Consider the following 22609-nt stretch of genomic DNA (forward strand, 5'->3'; position numbering starts at 1 on the left):
CGCGCCGGCGCCCCCCCCGCGGGGGGGGCGCGCGGGGCCCGGCCCCCCCCGCCCCCCCCGCGGGGCGGGGGGCCCCCCCCCCCCGGGCCGGGGGGGGCCCCCCCCCCCCCCCGGCTGAGGGGGGTGCCCTCCGGCTGCTCGGCGAAGGCCGTCAGCGCGCGCCGGAACAGCGTGAAGAGGATCCGGGCCGTGTCGTCGTCGTACAGGTCCGTCGCGTACTGCAGTCCGAGGCGCACCCCGCCGGGCTCGCCGTCCGCGTCGAGCGTCTCCTGGCAGTGGAAGCTCAGGTCGAACTTGGCGGTGGCCAGGTCCGCGTCGTCGAGGACACCGGTGAGGGGGCCGAGCCGGACGGTGTCGTCCTCCTGGCCGGCCCGGGCACTCAGCATGACCTGGAAGAACGGGTGGCGGCCGAGGGAGCGTTCGGGGTTGAGGTCCTCGACGAGGAGGTCGAACGGCAGGTCCTCGTGGGCGAAGGCGACGAGGTCGGCTTCGCGGACGCGGTCCACGAGGCCGCCGAGGCCGGGGTCCCCGGAGAGGTCCGTGCGCAGGGCGAGGGTGTTCACGAAGAACCCGACGAGCTCGTGCAGGTCCTCCTCCGGACGGCCCGCCACCGGCGTGCCGACGACGATGTCCTCGCCCGCGCCCGCCGCCCGCAGGGCGGCGGCCAGGGCGGCGCGGGCCACCATGAAGAACGTTCCCCGCCGGGCGCGTGCGAGGGCGGCGAGCGCCCGGTGGGTTCCGGCGTCGAGGTCCGCCGAGACCACCGCGCCGCGGTGACCGGGCTCGGTGGGCCGGGGCCGGTCGGCCGGCAGGCGCGTCTCGGCCGGGATGCCGTCCAGGGCCTTGCGCCAGTGGGTGAGCTGCTCGTACGCGGTGCTCTCGGGGTCCTCGGGGTCCCCGAGCATGTCGCGCTGCCACAGCGCGTAGTCCGCGTACTGGACGGGCAGCGGCTCCCAGCCGGGGGCGCGGCCTTCGGTGCGGGCGCGGTAGGCGGTGTCGAGGTCGGCGAGCAGGCAGCCCACCGACCAGCCGTCCGTGGCGACGTGGTGCACGAGGAGCACCAGGACGGCCGTTCCGTCCGAGACGTCGAACAGTCTTACCTGGAGGGGGAGTTCGCGGGTGATGTCCACGGGGAGCCGGGCGAAGGCCGTCGCCCGGGCCGCCACGTCGTCGCCGGGGGCGCACTCCTCCACCGTGAAGCGCACGCCGGCGCCGTCCAGGACGTGCTGGTACGGCTCCTCGTCGCGGGCCGGGTACACGGTCCGGAGCACCTCATGACGCTCCACCACGTCCCGTACCGCCGCTTCGAGCGCCGCCGGGTCGGGCATCGATCCCAGCCGGAGCACCACGGGGGCGTTGTAGGCCGAGGAGGAACCCTCCAGCCGGTTCAGGAACCACAGTCGGCGCTGGGCGTAGGACAGGGGGATCACGTTTGCTGCTCCTCGGGAGTGGCGGGGGCGGACGGCTGGGGCGACGACGGGGACGGCGGTCAGGCATCCCGTGCGGCCAGCAGCTCCTCGATGTGGGCGGCGAGGTCACGCAGGCGCGGGTGGGCGTACACGGCCTTGACCGGGAGGGCCACGGACAGTTCGGCCCGTACGCGGGAGACGAGCTTGATGGCGAGCAGGGAGTGGCCGCCGAGCTTGAAGAAGTTGTCGTCCGGGCCGATCGAGGCGGCGCCGAGGACCTGGGTCCAGACGCGGGCGATCAGCTCCTCCGCGCGGCCTTCCAGGCCGCCGGTGTCCTCGGCCCCGGCCGTGGGGGCCCCGGTCTCCGCCGGGCTCGCGACCCGGGTGGGCAGCGCGGAGCGGTCGAGCTTGCCGCTGGGGGTCGTGGCGAAGCGGTCCACCGCGACGAAGGCGCTGGGCACCATGTAGGCGGGCAGGTCGGCCGAGAGCGCGGCGCGCAGGGCGGTGGCGTCACCGCCCCGGTGGTAGGCGATCAGGGAGGCGGTGCCGCCGGCGTCCTCGCCGAGGATCACGGCCGCCTCGGCGACACCGTCCACCCGGGTGAGGGCGGCCTCGATCTCCGGGAGTTCGATGCGGTGTCCGCGCAGCTTGACCTGTCCGTCGGCGCGGCCGAGGTAGACGAGCCGGCCGTCGGGCAGCAGACGGCAGCGGTCGCCGGTGCGGTACATGCGCCCGCCCGGTCCGTCGGCGTCGTCGGCGGTGGCGGCGACGTCGGGGACGAAGCGCTCCGCCGTCAGTCCGGGACGGCGGCGGTAGCCGCGGCCGACGCGCGGGCCCGCGAGGTACAGCTCGCCGGACTCCCCCGGCCCGACGGGTGCGAGCTTCTCGTCGAGCAGCCGCATGCGCAGCCCCGGCAGGACGGCGCCGATGTGCGGTTCGCCCGGCGCGTCGATCCAGCCGGCGGTCGCGTCGACGGTGCACTCGGTCGGCCCGTACACGTTGAGCGCCCGGAGCAGGCCGGTGCGGTGGGCGGCGGCGAGCCGGTCCCACAGCGCGGGGCTGATCGCCTCGCCGCCGACGAGGAGGGTCAGCGGGCGCGGTCCGCCGTCCGTCGAGAGCAGGTCGAGGAGCGGGTCGGCGTGCGAGGGGGTGATGTCCAGGTCGGTGAGGGCCTGCTCGTCGACGAAGGCGGCGAGCAGGGACGGGTCGCGGCGGGTCTCCTCGTCGATCATGACGAGGGTGTCGCCCCGGCAGAGCCGCGTCCACTGCTGGACGGAGGCGTCGAAGGACGGGGAGGCGTTCCAGCCGACCCGGCGGCCCTCGCCGGTGGCCGCGCCGGCGTCCTCCAGCTCCTTCAGGAGCAGGGAGGCGGAGCCCCGGCCGATCTCCACGCCCTTGGGGCGGCCGGTGGAGCCGGAGGTGTAGATGACGTAGGCGAGCGTGTCGCCGGTGACCGGGGCGGGCGTGTACGGGGCGGGGGCGTCGCCCGGGGCGGCGGTCAGCTCGGCGACCGGCACGGCGCGGGCGCCGGGCGCCGGGGAGCCGTCCGTGGCACCGCCGTCCACGACGACCAGGTCGGCGCCGGAGTCCTCGACGAGGTAGCGGCGGCGGTCGGCGGGCAGCGCCGGGTCGACCGGCAGGTAGGCGGCGCCGGCGGTGAGCGTGCCGATGATGGCGGTCACCAGGGCCGCGCCCCGGGGCAGGCAGAGGGCGACGACGCTCTCGGGGCCGATGCCGAGGGCGGTGAGCCGGGCGGCGAAGGCGGCGGCCCCGGCGCGCAGTTCGTCGAAGGTGAGGCGGGCGTCGCCGGCGACGACGGCGGTACGGCCGCCGGGGGCGGTGGCGAAGCGGGCGAGCAGGTCGGCCGCACCGGTGCCGGCGGCGGCGCACGCACCGCAGGCGCAGGCCTCCGAGACGGAAGGGGCGGAGGAGGTCTCGGCCACGGAGGAGGCCGGGGAGGCGGGAGCGGCGGTGGGGCGCTCGGGGAGGACGGCGGTCATGGCGGGGCTCACCTTCCGTACAGGGTGGTGGAGGGGGCGGTGGTCGGGGAGCAGTCGGACAGCCGCACGGGCTCTCCCATGGCGACGACGATCTTCCGGTCGCCGGAGTACGACTCCCGGCCGTGCGCGCAGAGGATGTTGTCGACGAGCATGAGGTCGCCGGTCTGCCAGCTCTCGCGCATCGTGACCGCCTGGTAGACGTCGTTGATCGCGTCCACCTCGGCGTCGGTGAGGGCGGTGCCGTCTCCCAGGCGGGTGTCGAAGGGGAGACCGTCCGCTCCGAACGTGTCGGTGAGGACCTCGCGGACGTCCTCGTCGAGGCTGCGGGCGTTCCAGAACGCGAAGTGGTTGAACCAGGAGCGCTCACCGGTCACCGGGTGGGTGATGATCGCGGAGCGGCGCTGGCGGGTGCGCAGCGTGTCCTCGTCGAGCCACTCGTAGCCGATGGCGTTGGCGTCGCAGTACTCCTCGGCGCCGGCCGGCGCGTCGGAGGAGAACGCCTTGCGCCAGGGCATGCCCGCCAGGTCGGAGTAGTTGCGGACCAGGAGCCAGCCGGCCTCGGCGAACCGGTCGACCAGGTCCCGCGGCAGCATCGCGAGGGCCTTGCGCATGTCGCCGACGGTGGTCGCGCCGCCGGTCTCCGGGGCGGTGACGCAGCCGAAGAGGAGCACGCCGGGGAAGTCGAGGGTGTAGCTGTTCTCGTTGTGCAGGCGGATCGCCTGGGCGGCCGGGAGGTCCGTGGAGGAGAACACCCCCTCGCCGAAGTCGCTGCGGGGCGTGGCCTTCTCCTTGTAACCCGCGCGCTGGGCGATGAGGGCGTCCCGCGCCTCGGCGAACGTCTCGGTGTCCGTGACCGGGAGCCCGCGGAGCATGACGGCGCCGGAGCGGTGCAGTTCGTCCTGGATGGCGGGGAGCTCGGCGGACAGCCAGGCGGTGGCGTCGGCCATCGTCTCGAACGCCGGGGTGTGGACGATCGCCGGCTTGCCGGGCTCCCGGACGACGGCGATGCCGGTGGTGGCGGGGTTCTGGGCGTACGTGGTCATGGTGGGTTCCTCGTGATCCCTCGGGTGGCGGTTCGGGCGGCGGGTGATCAGGCGTTGCTGGGGGCGGCGGTGTGCAGGGTCTCCAGGACCGGGTTCAGGTGGGCGAAGAAGCCGGGCAGGTCCTGCTGGAAGTAGAAGTGGTCGCCGGTCAGGACCTGCGGCACGACCGGGTGTCCGGCCACGAGGGACCAGCCGTCGAGCATGTCGACCGGGACGATGGGGTCGGCGTCGCCGCCGAACACCGCGACCGGGCAGTCGAGCCGTACGTCCGGGGCGGTGCAGCGGTAGGCGTCGTCGATGGCGAAGTCGGCGCGGATGGACGGCAGGACGATCTCGCGGAGCTCCTCGTCGTCGAGGATGCCGTCGTCCGTGCCGCCGCGCTCCTTGATGGCCGCGACCAGCTCGTCGTCGTCGAGCCGCTCCGGGTGCACGGGGCACTGGTTGGGCAGCACCGGCGCCCGGCAGGCGGAGGCGATCAGGCCCTGCGGGGTGCGGCCGACGGCCTGCAGGGCGCGGGTCACCTCGAAGGCGACCAGGGAGCCCATGCTGTGGCCGAGCACGACCAGGGCTCCGGTGTCCGCGGGGAGCGCGTCGACCACGGGCAGCGCCAGGTCGTCGACGGACTCGGGCAGGTCCTCGCTGAAGCGGGCGCCCCGGCCCGGGTACTGGCCGATGAGCAGCCGTACGTCGGCCGGGAGGTGCTCGCGCCAGGCGCTGTAGGCGTGCGCGTTGCCTCCGGCGTGCGGGAGCACGAGCAGCGAGAGACGGTGCGGGCGGTCGCCGGGCAGGTCCCAGACGACGTCCTCGGGGGCGGGGGTCGGGGAGGTGGTCATGAGCTGATCCGTTCGGTCGTGAGGGCGGTCGCGGTCGGGGTCGTGCCGGTGGTGTCGTTCGTGGTGTCGGTCGCGGTCGCTTCGGTGCGGCGGCGGAGGGCGGGTCGGGCCTTCTTCGCCGGCGCGGACTTCAGGGACGCGATGTGCTCGGCGAGCCGGGCGGGGGTGGGGTGCTGGAAGACGTCGCGGATGGTGAGCCGGACGTCGAGGGCACCGGCGATGTGGTTGGTGAGGCGGGCGCCCAGGAGGGAGTGGCCGCCGTGGTGGAAGAAGTCGTCGTCGATGGTGAGCTCGGCGGAGGTGTCGAGCGTGCGGGCGAAGAGGTCGAGGAGGGTCTCCTCCAGCGGGGTGCGCGGGGCGCGGCCGGCGGAGGCGACGGGTCCCGGCTCGGGCAGGGCACGCCGGTCGACCTTCCCGTTGGGGGTCAGCGGCATCCGTTCCAGGACCAGGAGGTGTGTCGGGACGAGGTGTTCGGGCAGCAGGTCCGCCACGTGCCGCCGGATGTCCTGGGGGTGCGTGTCGCCGTCGGCGACGACGTACGCGGCGAGCTGCTCGTGGTGGACGGTGACGACGGCCTGGGTGACGGCGGGGTGGGTCAGGAGCGCCGCCTCGGTCTCACCGGGCTCGACCCGGAAACCCCGGATCTTGATCTGGTCGTCCGCCCGCCCGTCGTAGTGAAGATGACCGTGCCGGTCGAAGTGGGCCAGGTCACCGGTCCGGTAAAGACGACCACCAGCGGGACCGAACGGGTTCGGAACGAAACGGGTGGCGGTCAGATCGGAGCGGCCCAGATACCCGTGCGCCAGCCCGTCACCGGCCAGATAGACCTCACCCGTCACGCCCGGAGCACACAACCCCAGATGGGCGTCCAGAACATACGCCGCCTTGTTCACCAGCGGCGCACCGATCGGAATGAGACCGTGCGGCTCCTCACCCGGCACGACCCGAAACGTCGTGGTGAACCCCATCGACTCCGCCGGACCGTACCCGTTGACGACCCTGATCCCCGGCCGCAACACCTGAAGCTTGTGCACATGCGCCGCAGACGCCGCCTCACCACCCGTGAACGCGACCGTCACCGAGTCGAACGCACCCGGGTGCTCGTCCACCAGGAAGTTGAACAAGCTCGCCGACAACTGGAGCATCGTCACCCCGTACCGACGCGACAACTCCTCGATCAGCACCGGCTCCGGCCGCTGCCCCCGCTGCAACACCGTCGCACCACCGTGCAACAACGCACCCCAGAACTCCAGGCTGAACGCGTCCCACGACACCGGCGAACACTGCAGGAACACCTCACCCGGACCGAAGCCACCGTAGGACTGGCCGCTGACCGTCGACACCAGGTTGCGGTGCGAGGACAGAATCGCCTTCGGCCGCCCCGTCGAACCCGACGTGAACATCAGGCACGCGACGTCGTCCGCGGTCGGATCGAGCCCGAGGTTCTCTCCGCTGAGCTCCGCCAGCTCACGGGAGGAGCAGGAGACGGTGTCCCAGGGACCGGTGAGGCGTGCGGCGAGTCGAGGGTCGCTGACGAGGACGCCGATGCCGGCGTCGGCGGCCGCCGAACGGAGCCGCTCGTCGGGGAAGTCCGGGTCCAGGAGCGTGTAGCCCGCTCCGGCCTTGACCACACCGATCACGGCGGCCGCGAACTCCACGCCGCGTTCGAGCAGGACGCCGGCCATGTCGCCGCGGCCGAGGCCCCGGGAGCGCAGGTGCCGGGCCCAGCGGTTGGCGGCGGCGTTGAGGTCGGCGTACGTGACCTCGGTGCCGTCGGCGACCAGGGCCACCCGGTCGGGGAAGTCCCGTGCCTGCTCCTCGAACCGCGCCACGAGCGTGGTCTCGACCGGGTCCGCCACCGGTCCCGCCCAACGGCCGGTCAGCAGCTCCCGCTCCTCCTCCGAGAGGACCTCAAGACGCGACAGGCGCAGGACCGGCTCGTCGAGGACCTGGTCGAGGACCTCGCCGACGACGGTGGCCATCCGCCGCACCGTGTCCGCGTCGAACAGGTCCGCCGCGAAGAGCACGGTCGCCCGCAGCTCCTTCTCGTCGTCGGAGCGGAGGAAGAACTCCAGGTCGAACTTGGCGGCTCCGTTGGAGAACGTCTCGACCGGTCCGGTCCCGAGTCCGCTCAGGGCGAGGCCCGGTGCGGAGCCCGCCTCCAGTCCGAGGCTGATCTGGAAGAGGGGGTGCCGGGACAGGCTCCGGGTGGGGTTGACCGCCTCCAGGACGAGGTCGAACGGGGCCTCCTGATGGGCGAAGGCGTCCAGGTCGGCCGTGCGGACCCGGCGCAGCAGGTCACGGAAGGTCGGATCGCCCGCACTGCTCGTCCGCAGCACCAGCGTGTTCACGAAGAATCCGACGAGATCCTGCAGCGCCCGCTCGCCCCGGCCCGCCACCGGCGTGCCGATCGCCAGGTCGGTGCCCGCGCCGAGCCTGGTCAGCGCCGCCGCCAGGGCCGCGTGCACCACCATGAACGGCGTGCATCCCTCGGTCCGCGCGAAGGCGGCCACCCGGGCGAAGAGGTCCGTGCCGAGACCGACCTCGACCTGGCCGCCCCGGTGCGAGGCCCTGGCCGGCCTCGGGCGGTCCAGGTTCAGCCCGTGCTGCTCCGGCACACCGTCCAGCGCGTCCCGCCAGAAGGCGAGTTCCCTGCCGAGCGGGCCGTCCGGGTCGTCCGCAGGGCCCAGCACCCGCCGCTGCCACGCGGCGTAGTCCGCGTACTGCACGGTCAGGGGCTCCAGCACGGGTCCCTCGACGCCGGACACCCGCGCTTCGTACGCCTGCCGCAGATCCGCGAAGAACACGGCGTTCGACAGACCGTCGGTCGCGATGTGGTGCGTCACCAGCGACAGCACGACCGCGCCGTCGCCCAGCTCGAAGGCCACCGCACGCAGCGGGAGGTCCACCGCGAGGTCGAAGACCCGGCCCGCCTCGGCGGCCAGCTCCTCTTCCAGGCGGACCGCTTCGGTCCGGCGCCAGTCCACCGACACCCGGGCCCGCTCCGGCGGCAGGACCACCTGGCGCGGCTCGCCCTCCACCGACGTGAACACCGTCCGCAGCGGGGCGTGGCGCTCCACCACGTCGCTCAGCGCGGAGTTCAGCGCGGTCCGGTCCGGCGCGCCCTCCAGGCGGATCGACATCGGCACGTTGTAGGCCGCGCTGTCCCCCTCCAGCTGGGCCAGCAGCCACAGCCGGCGCTGGGCGAAGGACGCGGGTGCCAGGTCTCCGGCCCCCTCCCCCGGGACCGGCGGCGGGACGGCCTGTACGCCGTCGCGTGCGCCGAGCAGTTCCGCGAGGCCCGCGACCGTGGGATGTCCGAAGACGTCCCGGATGGTCAGTCGCACGCCGAAGACGTCGGCGATGTGGTTCGTGAGCCGTGCGGCGAGCAGCGAGTGCCCGCCGAGCGAGAAGAAGCTGTCGTCGACGCCGACCGGGCCGGCCGTCTCCAGGGTCTGGCCGAACAGCGCGGCGAGGGTCTCCTCGGTCGCGGTGCGCGGGGCGCGGTGCGTTCCGAGGACCTGCGCCGGTGCCGGGAGAGCGCGCTTGTCGATCTTGCCGTTCGGTGTGACGGGCAGGCGGTCGAGCGGGGTCAGGTAGGTGGGGACGAGGTGTTCGGGCAGCCGGTCCGCGACGTGGCGCCGGATGTCCTCGGGGTCCGCGGCGGTGTCCGCGACGACGTACGCGGCCAGCCGCTTCTCGTGGACGGTGACGACGGCCTGGGTGACGGCGGGGTGGGTCAGGAGCGCCGCCTCGGTCTCACCGGGCTCGACCCGGAAACCCCGGATCTTGATCTGGTCGTCCGCCCGCCCGTCGTAGTGAAGATGACCGTGCCGGTCGAAGTGGGCCAGATCACCGGTCCGGTAGAGACGACCACCAGCGGGACCGAAGGGATTCGGAACGAAACGGGTGGCGGTCAGATCGGAGCGGCCCAGATACCCGTGCGCCAGCCCGTCACCGGCCAGATAGACCTCACCCGTCACGCCCGGAGCACACAACCTCAGATGGGCGTCCAGAACATACGCCGCCTTGTTCACCAGCGGCGCACCGATCGGAATGAGACCGTGCGGCTCCTCACCCGGCTCGACCGGAAACGTCGTGGTGAACCCCATCGACTCCGCCGGACCGTACCCGTTGACGACCCTGATCCCCGGCCGCAACACCTGAAGCTTGTGCACATGCGCCGCGGACGCCGCCTCACCACCCGTGAAGGCCACAGTCACCGTGTCGAACGCACCGGGATGCTCGTCCACCAGGAAGTTGAACAAGCTCGCCGACAACTGGAGCATCGTCACCCCGTACCGACGCGACAACTCCTCGATCAGCACCGGCTCCGGCCGCTGCCCCCGCTGCAACACCGTCGCACCACCGTGCAACAACGCACCCCAGAACTCCAGGCTGAACGCGTCCCACGACACCGGCGAACACTGCAGGAACACCTCACCCGGACCGGTCACGAAGTAGGGCTGGCCCACGAGAGTCGCCGCCAGGTTCCGGTGCGAGGAGAGGATCGCCTTCGGCCGGCCCGTCGAGCCGGAGGTGAACATCAGGCAGGCGGCGTCGTCGGGGCTCAGCGGCAGGCCCAGGTTGCCGGGGTGGTGGGAGAGGAGCTCGCCCGGGGCCTCGGTGTGGGTCTCCCAGGGGCCGTCGAGGCGCGCGGCGAGGACCGGGTGGGTGACGAGGTGGCGGATGCCGGCGTCGGTGGCCGCGGCGCGCAGCCGGTCGTCGGGGAAGTCGGGGTCGAGCAGCACCAGGGCGGCGCCGGTCTTCAGGACGGCGAGCAGGGCGGTGGCGAAGCGGGCGCCGCGTTCGAGCAGGACGCCGGCCATGTCGCCGCGGCCGAGCCCGCGGGAGCGCAGGTGCCGGGCCCAGCGGTTGGCGGCGGCGTTGAGCTCGGCGTACGTGACCCGGCCGGTCTCGTCGATGAGCGCGACGCCGTCGGGGTGGCGGGCCGCCTGCTCCTCGAACCGTGCCACGAGCGTGGTCTCGACCGCGTCCGCCACCGGTCCCGCCCAGCGGCCGGTCAGCAGCTCCCGCTCCTCCTCCGAAAGCACGTCGAGGTCGGCGACCCGGCGGTCGGCGGGGCGGTCGCCGGCGAGGGCGGCGGTGAGGAAGGTGGCGAACCGGTCCTGGTGGTCGGCGACGGCCGTCACGTCGATCCCCTCGACCGGGGTGTCGAAGTCGATGCGCAGGCCGTTCGCGGCGCCCAGGTCGAAGACGGCGACGCTGAGGTCGTCGACCGGGCCGTTGCTCACGTTGTGGTTGACCGTCGGACGGCCGCAGACGGTGAGTTCCGCCTGGAAGCCCATGATGTTGAGGACGGGCGTGGCCAGCCTGCGGGAGCCGTCGATGACCCCGGCGTCGCGGCACAGGTCCTCGTACCGGGTCATCTGGTGACGCAGGCCGTGCTTGACCTCGGCTCCGACCGAGGCCACCAGGGAGCTGAGCGCGTCCTCGGGGCCGACCCGGAGCCGCAGCGGGACCACGTTGGAGGCCATGCCGGGAGTGCGGCGCGCCAGCCGGGAGGTGCGGCCGGTGACCGGGAGGGCGATGATCAGCTCGGTGCGTCCGGTGACGCGGTGCAGGTAGGCGGTGAACAGCGCCACGACCAGGACGGACCAGGAGACGCGCTCGCCGCGGGCGATCGTACGGAGCCGGTCGGCGTCCGCCGGGGATATCCGTACGCTCCGGCGGGCGAAGGGCAGGCCGCCGTGTGCCGCCCGCGCCCGTCCGGTGCCCCGGACGAGACCGGCGGGGGCGTCGGGGGCTCCGGCGAGGTGGTCGCGCCAGGAGGCGCGTTCGGCGGCGGCCTCGTCGGACCGCCGGTAGGCCGCGTCCTCGGCGAGCAGGTCGGCGAGGCTCCCGAACGGGGAGGGGCTCCAGGCTTCGCCCGCGACGGCCTGCTCGTACAGCTCGACGAGCCGCGCCAGCGTCATCGACACGCCGCCGCCGTCGACGACCAGGTGGTGGAACCCGTGGAAGTAGAAGTACCGCTCCTCGCCCAGCTTGATCAGGGCGCAGCGGACCGGTTCCTGGTCCGTGAGGTCGAAGGGGGCCGTGATCAGTGCGTCGATGACCCGCCAGGCCTCCCCCTCGGGGTCGTCCGTGGCGCTGACGTCGGTGAAGGGCAGGGCCCGTGAGCCGGCGTCGGGGTCGATCAGCTGCCACACCTGCTCGCCGTCGTCCTCGAAGCGGCGGGTGCGCAGGAAGTCCGCTTCCTCGACGAGCCGGCGCCAGGCGGCCGCCATCAGCGCCGGGTCGACGGGGCCGTTGATCTCGCGGCACTCGGCGACGTTGTACTTCCTGCCGGTGGGGTCGAGCGAGTGCGCCGTCCAGATGTCACGCTGGGCCACCGAGAGCGGCAGCCGGACGGCGGCCGGAGCGGGTGCGGCGGGCGTGTCGAACGGCATGAGGGGCTCCTGTGGAAGTCACGTCGGAGGATGAGGAGGCGGGCCGGCCCCGGGCGGGGCAGTCGCCATACAACCCGTGGGCGGGGGCGCCGGGCGGCAGTTGAACCGGCGGTACGCCAGCGGTCGGGCGGCAGTGGGGCGGCAGCGGCGGCGCTTGCGGCAGTCGTACCGCCGCCGAGGTCGCGGGAGTTGCCGCTCGGCGCGTCGGCTTCCGTCGGCGAGGTCTGGGGTGCCGCTCTGCGGCGGGGTCTCCGGTGCCTGCGGTCCGGAGCGTCGCTCCGGCCGGCGGCTTCCCGTGCCGGTGCTCAGCCGGAGGCGGCGGCGGTCGCGGCCGTGTCCGCCGCGACCGCCCGCACCACGCACAGCACGCGGAACGCGGACCGCCCGGCGTCGGTGCTCGACCGGATGACGCCGCTGACCAGCAGGTCGCGGACGGCACGGCCGCAGTGGGGCAGGGGCATGCCGGTGAGGCGGACGACGTCCTCGAGGACGAACTCCTGGTCGGTCGTGGAGCAGAGCACGCCGATCAGCTGCTGGTGCCCGTCGGGCAGACCGGCGAGGGTACGGGCGACGCGCTCCCGGAGACGGGAGCCGGACGGGCCGTCCGCCAGGTGGTCGAGGAGCGGCGCCGGGTCGGACTCGACGATGCCGCGCAGTGTGGTGAGGTCGCAGACGGTGAGCCAGGAGGCCGCGGCGGAGAGGGCGAGCGGGTGGCCGTCGAGCCGGTGGCTGAGCCAGGCGACGTCGGTGAGGACGCGCTCGTCGGGGACGATGTCGGGGCGGACGTGGCGGATTCTGCCGAGGAGGAACCGGGCGGCGGGCGCGTCGGGACGGACGCCGCCGGAGGGGTCCGGTGCCTCCAGCGGGGAGACGAGGAAGAGGCGTTCGCCGGGGACGTTCCAGGGCGTGTCGGCGGTGACGAGGAGGCGGAGCCCGGGGAGCTCGCGCAGCAGCCGGGTCAGACGGGCGAAGTCGAGCAGCGCGGGGTCGACGCCGTCGAGGACGAGGAGCACGGGGCGGTCCCCGAGCGCGCCGGACAGGTCGGAGGCCAGGTCGTCGGCCTCTCCGTCGCCGTGCAGGAGGGCGGCGCAGTCCGCCGTCAGGGCCGCGGACCGGTCGTCGCAGGCCGGGAGGGCGTCGGCGACCGCGCCGGGGGCGGTGTGCCAGAGGACGGGGAAGCCGGCGTCGTGCAGCCGGGCCGCCGCCTCCAGGGCCAGCCGCGTCTTGCCGACGCCGCTGAGCCCCACGACGGTGATCAGACGTTCGGCTCCGGAGCGGAGTTCCTCCGTGAGGACGGTGGCCTCGGCGTCCCTCTCGATCAGGGGGTGGAGGGGTACGGGCGGGGCCGGGCGTTCGGCGGCGAAGTGCCGGGTCCCGGCGCCGCCCCGGTGTCCGCGCCGCACGGCGTCCTCCAGGGCCGTGCGGGCCCGGGGGCCCAGCCGGAGGCCGTCGGCGATGAGCCGGACCGTGTCGGCCCTCGGCCGCTGGGCCTTGCCCTTCTCCAGGTCGCGGATGGCGCGGACGCTGATGGTGGAGAGGTCCGCCAGCTCCTGCTGGGTGAGGCCGATGCGGAGCCGGTGGCCGCGTATGAGGGTGCCGAGTGCGGCGGTGGCCGTCACGGTGTCCTCCGGGGAGAGACTGGTCGTCATGAGAAGCTCCCGCTCGTCGATTTGGGGCGGGCTCCCGGGAACGGCCCGGTCGGGCCGCCGGCCGGGGGCTGCGCCTCGCCGTCTGCTGGGACCCATCGTCGGGACGCGTCCTATTCGGGGGGCATCGTGTCACTAAGGGCGGGCGGCGTGGCCCGTGATAGCGGGGTGGGTGCCGTGATAGCGCTCCGGGCCCCGTGATAGCGCCGCGGGCGCGGGGCCGTCCCGTGATAGCGGGGTGATAAGGCAGCGAGCGGTGCGGTGAATCCGGCTCTTCCTAAGTTGGTGGTCAGAAGGAAACGCCGCACACCACCGAGAGGCAGGACCCCATGTCGAACACCACCGCCGCCGCCCGCAAGGCCCTCCGCGCCGCCTTCACCACCGCGCTCATCGTCATCGCGACCGGCGCCGGCGTCCAGGCGAGCTGGGCCGACGACGCGACCGGCTCCACCACGGGCACCACGGCCGGCCAGACGGCGGGCTGCCCCACCCCCGGCACCCCGGCCACCGGCGGCACCACGACCACGGGCGGCACCACGACCACCCCGTGCAGCAACGACAACAACCCCTGGGACTGACCCGGTCCGCTCGCCGACGGGCTCAGCAGCCGGTCGCGAGCAGCCGCTCCGCCTCCGCGAGCTCCCGCCCCATCCGCCGCTCGCGGAAGACCTCGACCGCCGGAACGAGCAGCTCACGCGAGCGCCCCGGCTCCGCGTCGAGGAGACGCGCGAGGTCCAGGCGTGCCAGCGCGCCGCCGCTAAAATCCATGACGCCCTCCCGCGCGGTCACCGCGCGGTCGAAGAAGTCCCGCGCCCGGTCGGGGCGGCCCATGACGGTGAAGGCGTGCCCCAGATCGCGGAGCAGATGGCCTTCCCCGATCACGTCGCCGGAGTCCCGGCAGAGTTCCAGTACTTCCGTGAAGGTCAGGACGGCCAGGTCGCTCCGGCCCTGTTCGAGCAGCAGCTGTCCCACGCGCCGCAGTGTCCTCGCCCGGCCGCCCGTGTAGCCGACACCCTCGTAGATGTCGAGCGCCTCGTCCAACTGCCCCTGCGCCTGCGCGATCTCCCCCTGCCGCATCCGGATGTGCGCGCTCTGGGTGAGGACGATCGCGCGGCCCACCACGTCACCGGCCCGGTCGAAGTCGGCCAGGGACCTCCGGTACAGCTCCAGGGCGGCGAGGTCGTCGCCGCCGGTGCGGGCGATGAGCGCCATGTCGCGCCGGCACAGCGCCTCGCCCATCGGCTCGTCGAGCGCCTGGAAGACGTCGAGGGCCGAGTTGAGGGCCTGCTTGGCCGTGTCGAACTGGTTGCGGCTCATGTAGAGCGAGCCGAGCGACGCCCGTACGGCGGCCGTGCCCCGCAGGTTCCCCGCCTTGCGGACGGCGGCGAGCGCGCTCAGGTGGGTCCGCTCCCACAGGTCGTAGTGGCCGCGCACCTCGAACAGGGTGACGAGCGAGGTGGCGAGGTCCCAGCTGAGGTCGTGGAGGCCCGCGTCCGCGGTGTGCTCGACCATCCCGCAGAGGGAGGCCTGCTCCGCGTCGAGCCAGGCGAGCGGGTCGGCGAGGACCTCGTCCGTGTAGGCGTCCGGGGGTTCCCAGCGGGGCGCGTCGCCGTGCAGGACCGTGAAGTCCCCTCCGTACAGCTTCCGGTGGGCCTGTTGGGCCAGGTGCATCCAGCCGCCCGCCATCCGGGCGAGTGCCTCCTGCCGCACCTCGGGCGTGTGGTGGGCGGCGAGCTGTTCCCGCGCGTACACGCGGATGATCTCGTGGAAGCGGTACCGGAAGCCGCCGGTGCGCTCCACGCCGGCGACGTCCAGCATCTGCACGTCGACGAGCGGCTCCATGAGGTCGGAGGGGAAGGGCCGGTGGTCGTCGAGCAGCGCTCCCGCCAGCCAGCTCGGCAGGGTCGGTGCCTGCGCCATGCTCAGGAGGCGCAGCAGCCGGCGGTCCTCGGGGGCCAGCCCCTCGTACGTCAGCGACAGGCTGGCGCGCATCGTCATCTCGCCGTGGGTGAGCTCGTCGAGCCGGTGGCGCTCGTTGGCGAGCCGCTGCACCATCGAGGCGAGCGTCCAGTGCGGGCGCGCGGCGAGCCGGGCGGCGACGATCCGCAGCGCCAGCGGGAGCCGTCCGACGGTGCGGACCAGGGCCTCCGCGGCGACGGCCTCGCCGGCCACCCGCTCGCGTCCGACGATCCGGGCGAGCAGTTCGAGGGCCCGGTCCTCGGCGAGCACGTCGAGTTCGACGCGGTGCGCGCCGGGCAGGGCGGTGAGGCGGGCCCGGCCGGTGACGAGGACGGCGCAGCCGCGGCTGCCGGGCAGGAGCGGCAGGACCTGGCCTTCGGCGGCGGCGTCGTCGAGGACCACCAGGACGCGCCGGGAGGCGAGCCGGGTGCGGTACATCTCGGCGCGCTCGTCGAGGGATTCGGGGATGAGCTGGCCGGGGATGCCGAGGGCGCGCAGGAACCGTCCCAGGACCTCTTCGGGAGTGGCCGGGGTGCCGGTCGTCCCGCGCAGGTCGCAGTAGAGCTGGCCGTCGGGGAAGCCGGTCTCGGAGAGCAGGTGGGCCACGTGCACGGCGAGGGTCGACTTGCCCGTGCCGGGCTTTCCGGTGATGGCGGCGAGCCCGACGGTGGTGCGGCCCGGCCGGCCGGTCAGGGCCTGCTCCAGTGCGGCGATCTGCCCGGCGTCGGACACGAAGTCGGCGACGGCGGCGGGGAGCTGGTGCGGCACGGCATCCTGCCGAACCGATTCTGCAGGCGGAGCGCCCGCCGGGGCGGCCGAGTCGGCCTCCTCGTCGGTCGCCGCTCCCGACGTCCGTGCCGGCGGCTCCTCCGCCTTCTTCTCCGCCGGTACGCGGACGGGCGCGGCGGCGGGTGCCGGGAGGCGGCCGGTGAGGATCGCCGACTCCAGCTCCCTGAGCTCCCGGCTCGGCTCCAGGCCGAGCTCGTCGGCGAGGAACCGCCGTGCGGTGCGGAAGGCCTCCAGGGCCTCGGCCTGCCGACCCGACCAGTACAGCGCCTGGATCAGCTGGCCGCGCAGCTTCTCCCGCAGGGGGTGTTCATGGGTGAGCCGCTGGAGCTCGCCGACGAGGGCGTCGTAGCGCCCGAGTTCGAGTTCGAGCTGGATGCGCAGTTCGACGGCCGTCAGGCGTTCCTCGTTGAGCTGGCGCGCCTTGTTGGCGAGCGGGCCGCTGTCGAGCCCGGAGAGGCAGTCGCCCTGCCACAGTGTCACGGCGTCCCGCAGCAGTCCGACGGCGCGGTCGGGTTCGCCGCTGTCGCGGAGCCGGCGGGCCCGTAAGACGAGGTCGGTGAAGAGCGCGGCGTCCACGTTCCCCGGATCGGTGTGCAGCACGTATCCCGGGGGCCGGGTCGTGATCGACACCTCGCCGTCCGCGCCGGCGAGCAGCTTCCGCAGCCGGGACACGCAGATCTGCACCTGGGTGCGGGCGGTCTCCGGCGGGTTGTCCTCCCAGATGAGGTCGACCAGGTGGTTGGTGCTCACCACCCGGTTCGTCTCCAGGAGCAGGGCCGCGAGGATCACCTCCTGGCGCCCTGGGGGCAGCCGGAGCGGCCCGTCGGGGCCGTGGACCTGCAGCGGTCCCAGCACCCGGAAGGCGAGGGGCGACATGTCCGGGAGTTCCGGGGATCTGTCCCCGATGTCGTCCGTCACCGATTCCCCCACCAAAGAAACGAGTTGACACGTCAGATCCGAGTGAGGACAGTCTCCACAACCACCCCCGCCCTGTCCATGCCGTGAAGATCCCGGTCGGAGATAGAGGGGGGATAACGCGGAGTTGGCGACTCCCCCCAGACTCCTGGCCGAGAGTGAAAGGGGCTCAGCCGTTGAACCGCCAAGAAGACACGAGTACCGATTTTCCGGGGCCGGCCGACCTGGTCACCGCCGTGGGGGTCGACCACGTCCGCCTGGTCTACGACTACCTCGACGCCGGCGATCTGGACTCGTGCGCCTCCCTGCTGCACGACGGTGTGGTCCTCGAACTGCCGGGGTTTCCTCCGTTCCGCGGCCGGGCGGCGGTCCTGCACACCCACTTCGGGCGCTCGGCGCCGACGGCGCGTTTCGAGGTCGACCGGGTGGTGGGCCAGGACCGGAGTGTGGTCGCCACGGGGCGCCGCGTGGTCCCGGGCACGGACGGGCAGGACCTTCGTTTCGTCGACGTCTTCACGATCGCCGACGACGGCATGGTCCTCGCGTGCACCCGGTACTACCACGTGGTGCCGTGAGCGACGGCCGAGGACGGCCCCCACCCGTCCTCGGCCCCCGGCTCCGGAGGCGGTTACAGACCCGGGCCGTTGTACGCGCCGCGGTGCGGCTTCGTGGTGGCGCTCACCGGGTTCGCCCAGAAGTCACGGCCTCCGTTGCCGCTGATCACGGAGCCGTTGTTCAGGGCGGGGGACGTGGCGCGCAGCTTGTAGCCGTCGGCGGAGTGGATCGTGTCGCCTCCGGTGCCGGGGCTCACGAACCCCGGGTCGCCGGTGATGCCGTTGGCGGTGGGACGGGGCACGCCCTGGAAGACGTTCCACAGCCAGGAGATCCCCGCCGCGGTGGGCAGTCGGGAGTCGGTGGTCCCGACCCAGATGTTGTTCTCGACGACGCTCTCGTCGGGGAGCGTGATGCTGAACTTCTTGTCCGTGCAGTAGAGGACGTTGTTGTACAGTTGCAGGGCGGAGCGTCCGGCGCTGACGCTGCTCATGCGGCAGTCGTTCTCGGAGATGTTGTAGCGCACGACCTGCCGGGCGCCGCCGATGGTGCCGCACCCGTCGCAGTCGAGGAAGAACCCGCCGATGTTGTCGCGGCTGAAGTTGTACTGGATCGTGCAGGTCCCGGTGTTGCCCCAGTCGCAGTCGAAGGCCTGGCTGTCGGCCACCGACATGCGCGTGGTGTCGGTGACGGAGTTCTTCTGGATGGTGGGGTTGTGGTCGCCGAGCACCCAGATGCCCGCGAAGTTGCCGCCCGAGAACGGATAGACGCCGTTCCCGACGCCGGAGGCCCTGTTGTACTGGATCATGGGGGCGTCGGCGTAGCTGGCGATGATGCCGTCGCCGCCGACGTCCTCGACCGTGTTGTTCTCGATCAGGACCCCCGTGCCCTTGAGGGCCATGGCGCCGACGCGGATCTTGAGGCCGCCGCCGCCCGTGTTGCTGATCCGGTTGTCGTGGACGTGGACGTCGTCGAGGGTCGAGCCGGTGCCGCTCGCGCCCGTGACGATGCCGGCGGACTGGACGAAGTCCTCGGTGGTCGGGCTGTTCTTGTTCGTCTGTCCCGCCACCCGGTCGATGACGAGGTCGCCTATGTCGAAGCCGCGGTGCGCCGTTCCGTCGGTGGCGGAGATCCGCAGGCCGGTGCGGCGGGCGAGGGTGGTGGCGGGGTTGGTGAGCTTGAGGCCGCTGATCCGCCAGTGGTCCTGGTCGGTCAGGGAGACCGCGTTCGGAGCGCCGCCGCCGTCGATGACGGGCAGGGCGCCGGTGCCGTACGCGGTCAGGACGATGGGGGCGGCGGCGGTGCCGCTGCCCCGGGGGGCCAGGGCGCCGGTGCAGGTCGTGCCGGAGGCGAAGGCGAGCGTGTCTCCGGGTCCGTACGTCCTCCCGTTGGCCTGCGCGATGCTGTTGAACGGCGCGGTCCGGCTGCCGTCCCCGGCGGTCGGCCGCGAGCAGTCCACGTGGGTGACGCTCCCCGCCGCGGTGGCGGGGGCGCCGGGAAGGGCGGCGGTTCCGCCGCACGCGAGGACGACGGCGACGAGCCCACGGCCCATCACCTGCCGTACGGGAAGAAGTCTGTCGGTCATGGCGCAACAACCTTTCTGGCGATCGGGTGCGGCCAGAAGCTAGGTGCGGCGGATGATCGAGTCAATGCGATCGCGTCGATTGATCGATTTTCGATCGCAATATGGGCGATTGGTCGATCACGGCGCGCGGCGAGGACCTCGGGAGGGGCGGCGGGGGCCGTCCCCTCCGTCCCGGGTGCGTGCCGCCCCGGTCAGAAGCCGGACGCGGTGGGTACGAGGCGGAGCCGGCAGGCATCCAGGGCGCTGTCGACATGGGCGCCGAGCCCCGGGTCGGGGGCCATGACGGAGAGGCGGTGCATGGTCAGCATCGCGTCCCAGGCCGAGGTCCTGGCCAGGGGGGACGCACCCCAGGAGACCTCCTCCAGGTGGGTCCAGAGGTGGGCGCCGAAGCCCAAGTGAATCGTTCCTGCCCGGGATTCCTCCTCGTCGAGGGCTCGACGCGCGGCCGTCAGGAAGGTCAGGGCGTCCTCGGGACCGAGGGCCGAGACGACGACCCGGAGATGGGAGGCGGTCAGGGACGTGGCCTCGGACCAGTCGGCCGCGTCACCGAAGCGCTCGCACAGACGTACGTTCAACAGGTGTTCCATGTCAGTGGTCATGCATGCACAGATACGTTTCCGCTGCCCATGGGGCCCGTCACGACACGCGGGAGGCGGCCTCCGCCCCCCGTACGGAGTGCTGGTCCCCGCACCCCGCACGGCGCGAGCGACACGAACGGCCCAGGCCGGACGCCGCGGCACGCACGAGGGCCGGGGCGCGCTCGGCGCCCCGGCCCTCGCGCGGGATGGTGCAGGCGGGATCAGGCCTGGTCGTCCTCGGGGATGCTGACCAGCCAGCGGGTGTCCTTGCGCGGCCGCAGGTACAGAGCCCAGTACAGGGTCGCCACCGCCGTGATGCCGCCGGTCCACAGCAGGTACTCGACGTCCTGCATGTACAGGACGTACGCGAGCACGCCGATGAGCACCACCGGAACCGCCGGCCACAGCGGCATGCGCCACGCCGGGACGTCGCGGTGCGCGCCGCGGCGGCTGAACAGGGCCGCCACGGCCACCAGGATGTACATGCCGGTGACGGAGACGCCGGTGACGCCGTAGAGGGTGTCGAGGTTGACGAAGCACAGCGCCGCGCCCGGAACGCCCACGACCAGCGTCGCCACCCACGGGGAGCCGAAGCGGCCCAGGCGGGACAGGGCGTTGTTGACGGGCTCGGGCCAGGCCTTGTCGCGGGCGGAGGCGAAGAGGACGCGGGAGTTCTGGATGACCATGACGATGCCGGCGTTGATGATGGCCAGCGCGACGCAGAGGCTGATGAAGGTGCCGACGGCCGAGTTGGACCAGGCCGCGATCATGCCGCTGATGTCGCCGCCGGTCAGGGTCTCCAGGTCGCCGGCGCCGAGGGTGATCGCGACGACGGGCACCAGGATCACGGCGGTCGAGATGGCGAGGGTGGCGAGGACGGTGCGGGCCACGTTGCGGCGGGGGTTCTCCAGCTCCTCGGAGAGGTAGACGGCCGTCGAGAAGCCCTGGGTGATGAAGAGGGCGATGGCGAGGCCGGAGACGACCATGGCGCCGGTGACCAGCGAGTGCGTGCCGCCCCCGGCGGCGACCTGGCCGTGGACGAGGGAGCCGACGCCCCGCTCGGAGTGGGCGAAGCCGAGGATCGCGACGATGCCCGCGGCGATCACTTCGAGGACGAGGAAGATGCCCGTGATCCAGGCGTTGGCACGCAGGTCGAGGAGGCCCGCGAGGGTGGCGAGGAGCATGACGCCCGCCCCCGCGAGCGGGGCCGGGACGTGCACCAGGGGCGCGAGGTAGTCGGCGGTCCCCATGGCGATCACCGGCGGCACGATCATCACCACCAGCAGGGACAGCACGAACACCAGCCACCCGGCCAGGCGGCCCGAGAGGGTGGAGACGATGGCGTACTCGCCGCCCGCGCTCGGGATCAGGGTGCCCAGCTCGGAGTAGCAGAACGCCACGCCGATACAGAGCAGCGAGCCGATGGCGATGGTCAGGGCGGCGTACGTGCCGACGCCGTCGAAGAGGTCCGGTACGACCACGAAGAGGGTGGAGGCGGGCGTCACGCACGAGAGCGTGAGCAGGGTGCCGCCCACGACACCGATCGAACGCTTGAGCTTCTGCGGCACGGGGCCGGTCTGGGGGGCCACCGCGTGCGGTGCGCTGAGGGTGTCGGTCATCAGGCGGTTCCGATCGATGCGAGCGGTAGTTCTGAGCGGGAGCGGTATCGCCTCCGAGGCGGCTGGTGATCAGGTGGTTCCGTGGAGCTCCCGGGCTGAATGGAAGCCTGAGCAGAACCGCAGGTCAATGGCCCTCCTGCTGCGGAATCCGTTGCTCCGACACGCCCGGGAGGGGTGGAGGGGCGTCAAGGACGCGTCAAGACCGCCGAAACGCTCTGTGCGGGAACCGCAGCTCGGGCGGGAGGACTTTTCCCGCGCTTTACCGCCGCTCCACATTCTGGAATACCGGGCACATGCGCATGAGCCCTGGCAAAAGGCCCCTGACGTCGATGCGGCCGTGACACCTTCCCGGCCGCTACGACGCCGTACGGCTCCTCGGCGCCCCGCCGCCCTGACCAGGTCCTTCCGCGCGAGCTCAGAAGTGGCTCAAGTCCCTTGCCCGGAAGGCCTCTCGACGGCGAGGGTCGAGGCCTGAGCCATCGACCAATGGCACAGGTCTCAGGGGGAGAAGAACATGAAGATCACGAGGATCGGACTGACCGTGTGCGGCGTCGCCGCGCTGCTCACCGGCGCGGTCGCCTGTACGGACGAGGGCGGCGCGGCGGCATCGCCCGCCCCGAGGGCGACCGAGGCGCCCTGCGTGAACGGCACGTACACCTGGTTCAACGTCGAGAGGCGGGACGTGCTGACCGGCGTCGCCGCCAAGCAGAAGCTGGGCAAGGGGGGCGGCACGCTGACGAACAGGATCGTGCCGCTCCACACGCCGCTGACCGCCGTCACCTTCGAGAAGGGGGCACGGGCCGACGTGAAGGCCACGCTCCGGTCCCTGGGCGCCCGCAGCGGAGACTCGGACGCCGCCCTGGGCGACGCCTACGACTTCGCCGACGTCCACAGGGCCGTACCGAGGAACGAGCCGAACTCCACCGTCGTCGAGGGCGCCGGAGAGATGGTGGAGTACACCTGGGTACGGGAGATCACCGGCGACTTCCGGTACAGCTGCGGCAGCGGCGCGCCGACGGCGGGCCGCGCGGTCGGGTGGGACACGGACGGCTCGGGGATCCTGGAGTGCTCCACGGCCGTGGCGAAGGTGGACGCGCGGGAACCGCTCCTGGAAGCGGCCCGCATGTCCTGCGGTGCCGACGCTCCCGCGGCCAGGCCGGGGAAGGCCTGACGGGCGCCCTCGGGGCACCGCGCCCCGTAGAGATCGCGGACCCCCGACCCCGGCACCCTCCGCGCCGGTAGCCTGCGGGGCCGTCGAGGAAGGGGGGCCA

13 protein-coding genes are annotated in these 22609 nt (G+C 73.1%); 3 read left to right on the plus strand and 10 right to left on the minus strand.

Annotated elements, in window-relative coordinates; genetic code table 11:
• From ACFV2S_RS01225 to ACFV2S_RS01250, 6 genes are all read right to left on the minus strand, one after another.
• The coding region (locus tag ACFV2S_RS01225; RefSeq protein ID WP_385553019.1) for a condensation domain-containing protein at positions 1-1430 on the minus strand (1430 nt) is incomplete at its 3' end.
• Between the two features lie 59 nt (positions 1431-1489).
• Positions 1490-3409 (minus strand): amino acid adenylation domain-containing protein, encoded by a 1920-nt coding sequence (locus ACFV2S_RS01230; protein WP_385553022.1) that lies wholly within the window; start codon positions 3407-3409, stop codon positions 1490-1492.
• An 8-nt stretch (positions 3410-3417) separates the two neighbouring features.
• Positions 3418-4452 carry a TauD/TfdA family dioxygenase gene (locus ACFV2S_RS01235; protein ID WP_385553025.1) on the minus strand — a complete coding sequence of 345 codons (1035 nt, stop codon included), beginning with the start codon at positions 4450-4452 and terminating at the stop codon, positions 3418-3420.
• A gap of 47 nt (positions 4453-4499) precedes the next feature.
• Positions 4500-5285 carry a thioesterase II family protein gene (locus tag ACFV2S_RS01240; protein WP_385553028.1) on the minus strand — a complete coding sequence of 262 codons (786 nt, stop codon included), beginning with the start codon at positions 5283-5285 and terminating at the stop codon, positions 4500-4502.
• Positions 5282-11695: an amino acid adenylation domain-containing protein gene (locus ACFV2S_RS01245; RefSeq protein ID WP_385553031.1), complete on the minus strand. Its 6414-nt coding sequence runs from the start codon at positions 11693-11695 to the stop codon at positions 5282-5284. Before ACFV2S_RS01245 ends, ACFV2S_RS01240 begins: the two co-directional genes overlap by 4 nt.
• Before the next feature lie 305 nt (positions 11696-12000).
• Complete coding sequence (locus tag ACFV2S_RS01250; protein WP_385553034.1) at positions 12001-13344, minus strand: helix-turn-helix domain-containing protein; 1344 nt, start codon at positions 13342-13344, stop codon at positions 12001-12003.
• 326 nt (positions 13345-13670) lie between these two features.
• On the opposite strand from ACFV2S_RS01250, the gene ACFV2S_RS01255 reads away from it, so the two are divergent.
• A complete protein-coding gene (locus ACFV2S_RS01255; protein WP_383790298.1) occupies positions 13671-13919 on the plus strand; it encodes a hypothetical protein in 249 nt (82 codons plus the stop codon).
• A gap of 22 nt (positions 13920-13941) precedes the next feature.
• Here the strand turns inward: ACFV2S_RS01255 and ACFV2S_RS01260 are convergent, their stop codons facing one another.
• Positions 13942-16965 (minus strand): BTAD domain-containing putative transcriptional regulator, encoded by a 3024-nt coding sequence (locus ACFV2S_RS01260; RefSeq protein WP_385553570.1) that lies wholly within the window; start codon positions 16963-16965, stop codon positions 13942-13944.
• Between the two features lie 215 nt (positions 16966-17180).
• Here ACFV2S_RS01260 and ACFV2S_RS01265 point away from each other — a divergent pair, with 215 nt between their 5' ends.
• Positions 17181-17579, plus strand: a complete 399-nt coding sequence (locus ACFV2S_RS01265; RefSeq protein WP_385553038.1) for a nuclear transport factor 2 family protein — start codon at positions 17181-17183, stop codon at positions 17577-17579.
• A gap of 53 nt (positions 17580-17632) precedes the next feature.
• On the opposite strand, the gene ACFV2S_RS01270 is transcribed toward ACFV2S_RS01265, so the two are convergent.
• The 3 genes from ACFV2S_RS01270 to ACFV2S_RS01280 form a co-directional block, all read right to left on the minus strand.
• Positions 17633-19108, minus strand: a complete 1476-nt coding sequence (locus tag ACFV2S_RS01270) for a right-handed parallel beta-helix repeat-containing protein (protein WP_385553572.1) — start codon at positions 19106-19108, stop codon at positions 17633-17635.
• 224 nt (positions 19109-19332) lie between these two features.
• On the minus strand, positions 19333-19716 hold the full coding sequence (locus ACFV2S_RS01275) for a hypothetical protein (RefSeq protein WP_385553041.1): 384 nt from the start codon (positions 19714-19716) through the stop codon (positions 19333-19335).
• A 224-nt stretch (positions 19717-19940) separates the two neighbouring features.
• Entirely contained in the window at positions 19941-21338 is a 1398-nt protein-coding gene (locus ACFV2S_RS01280) for an APC family permease (RefSeq protein ID WP_383790286.1), read from the minus strand.
• Between the two features lie 514 nt (positions 21339-21852).
• Between ACFV2S_RS01280 and ACFV2S_RS01285 the strand changes: the two genes are divergently transcribed.
• Positions 21853-22509, plus strand: a complete 657-nt coding sequence (locus tag ACFV2S_RS01285) for a hypothetical protein (RefSeq protein WP_385553044.1) — start codon at positions 21853-21855, stop codon at positions 22507-22509.
• The last annotated feature ends 100 nt before the right edge of the window (positions 22510-22609 follow it).

Source organism: Streptomyces sp. NPDC059695 (assembly GCF_042733785.1).
Taxonomy (GTDB): domain Bacteria; phylum Actinomycetota; class Actinomycetes; order Streptomycetales; family Streptomycetaceae; genus Streptomyces.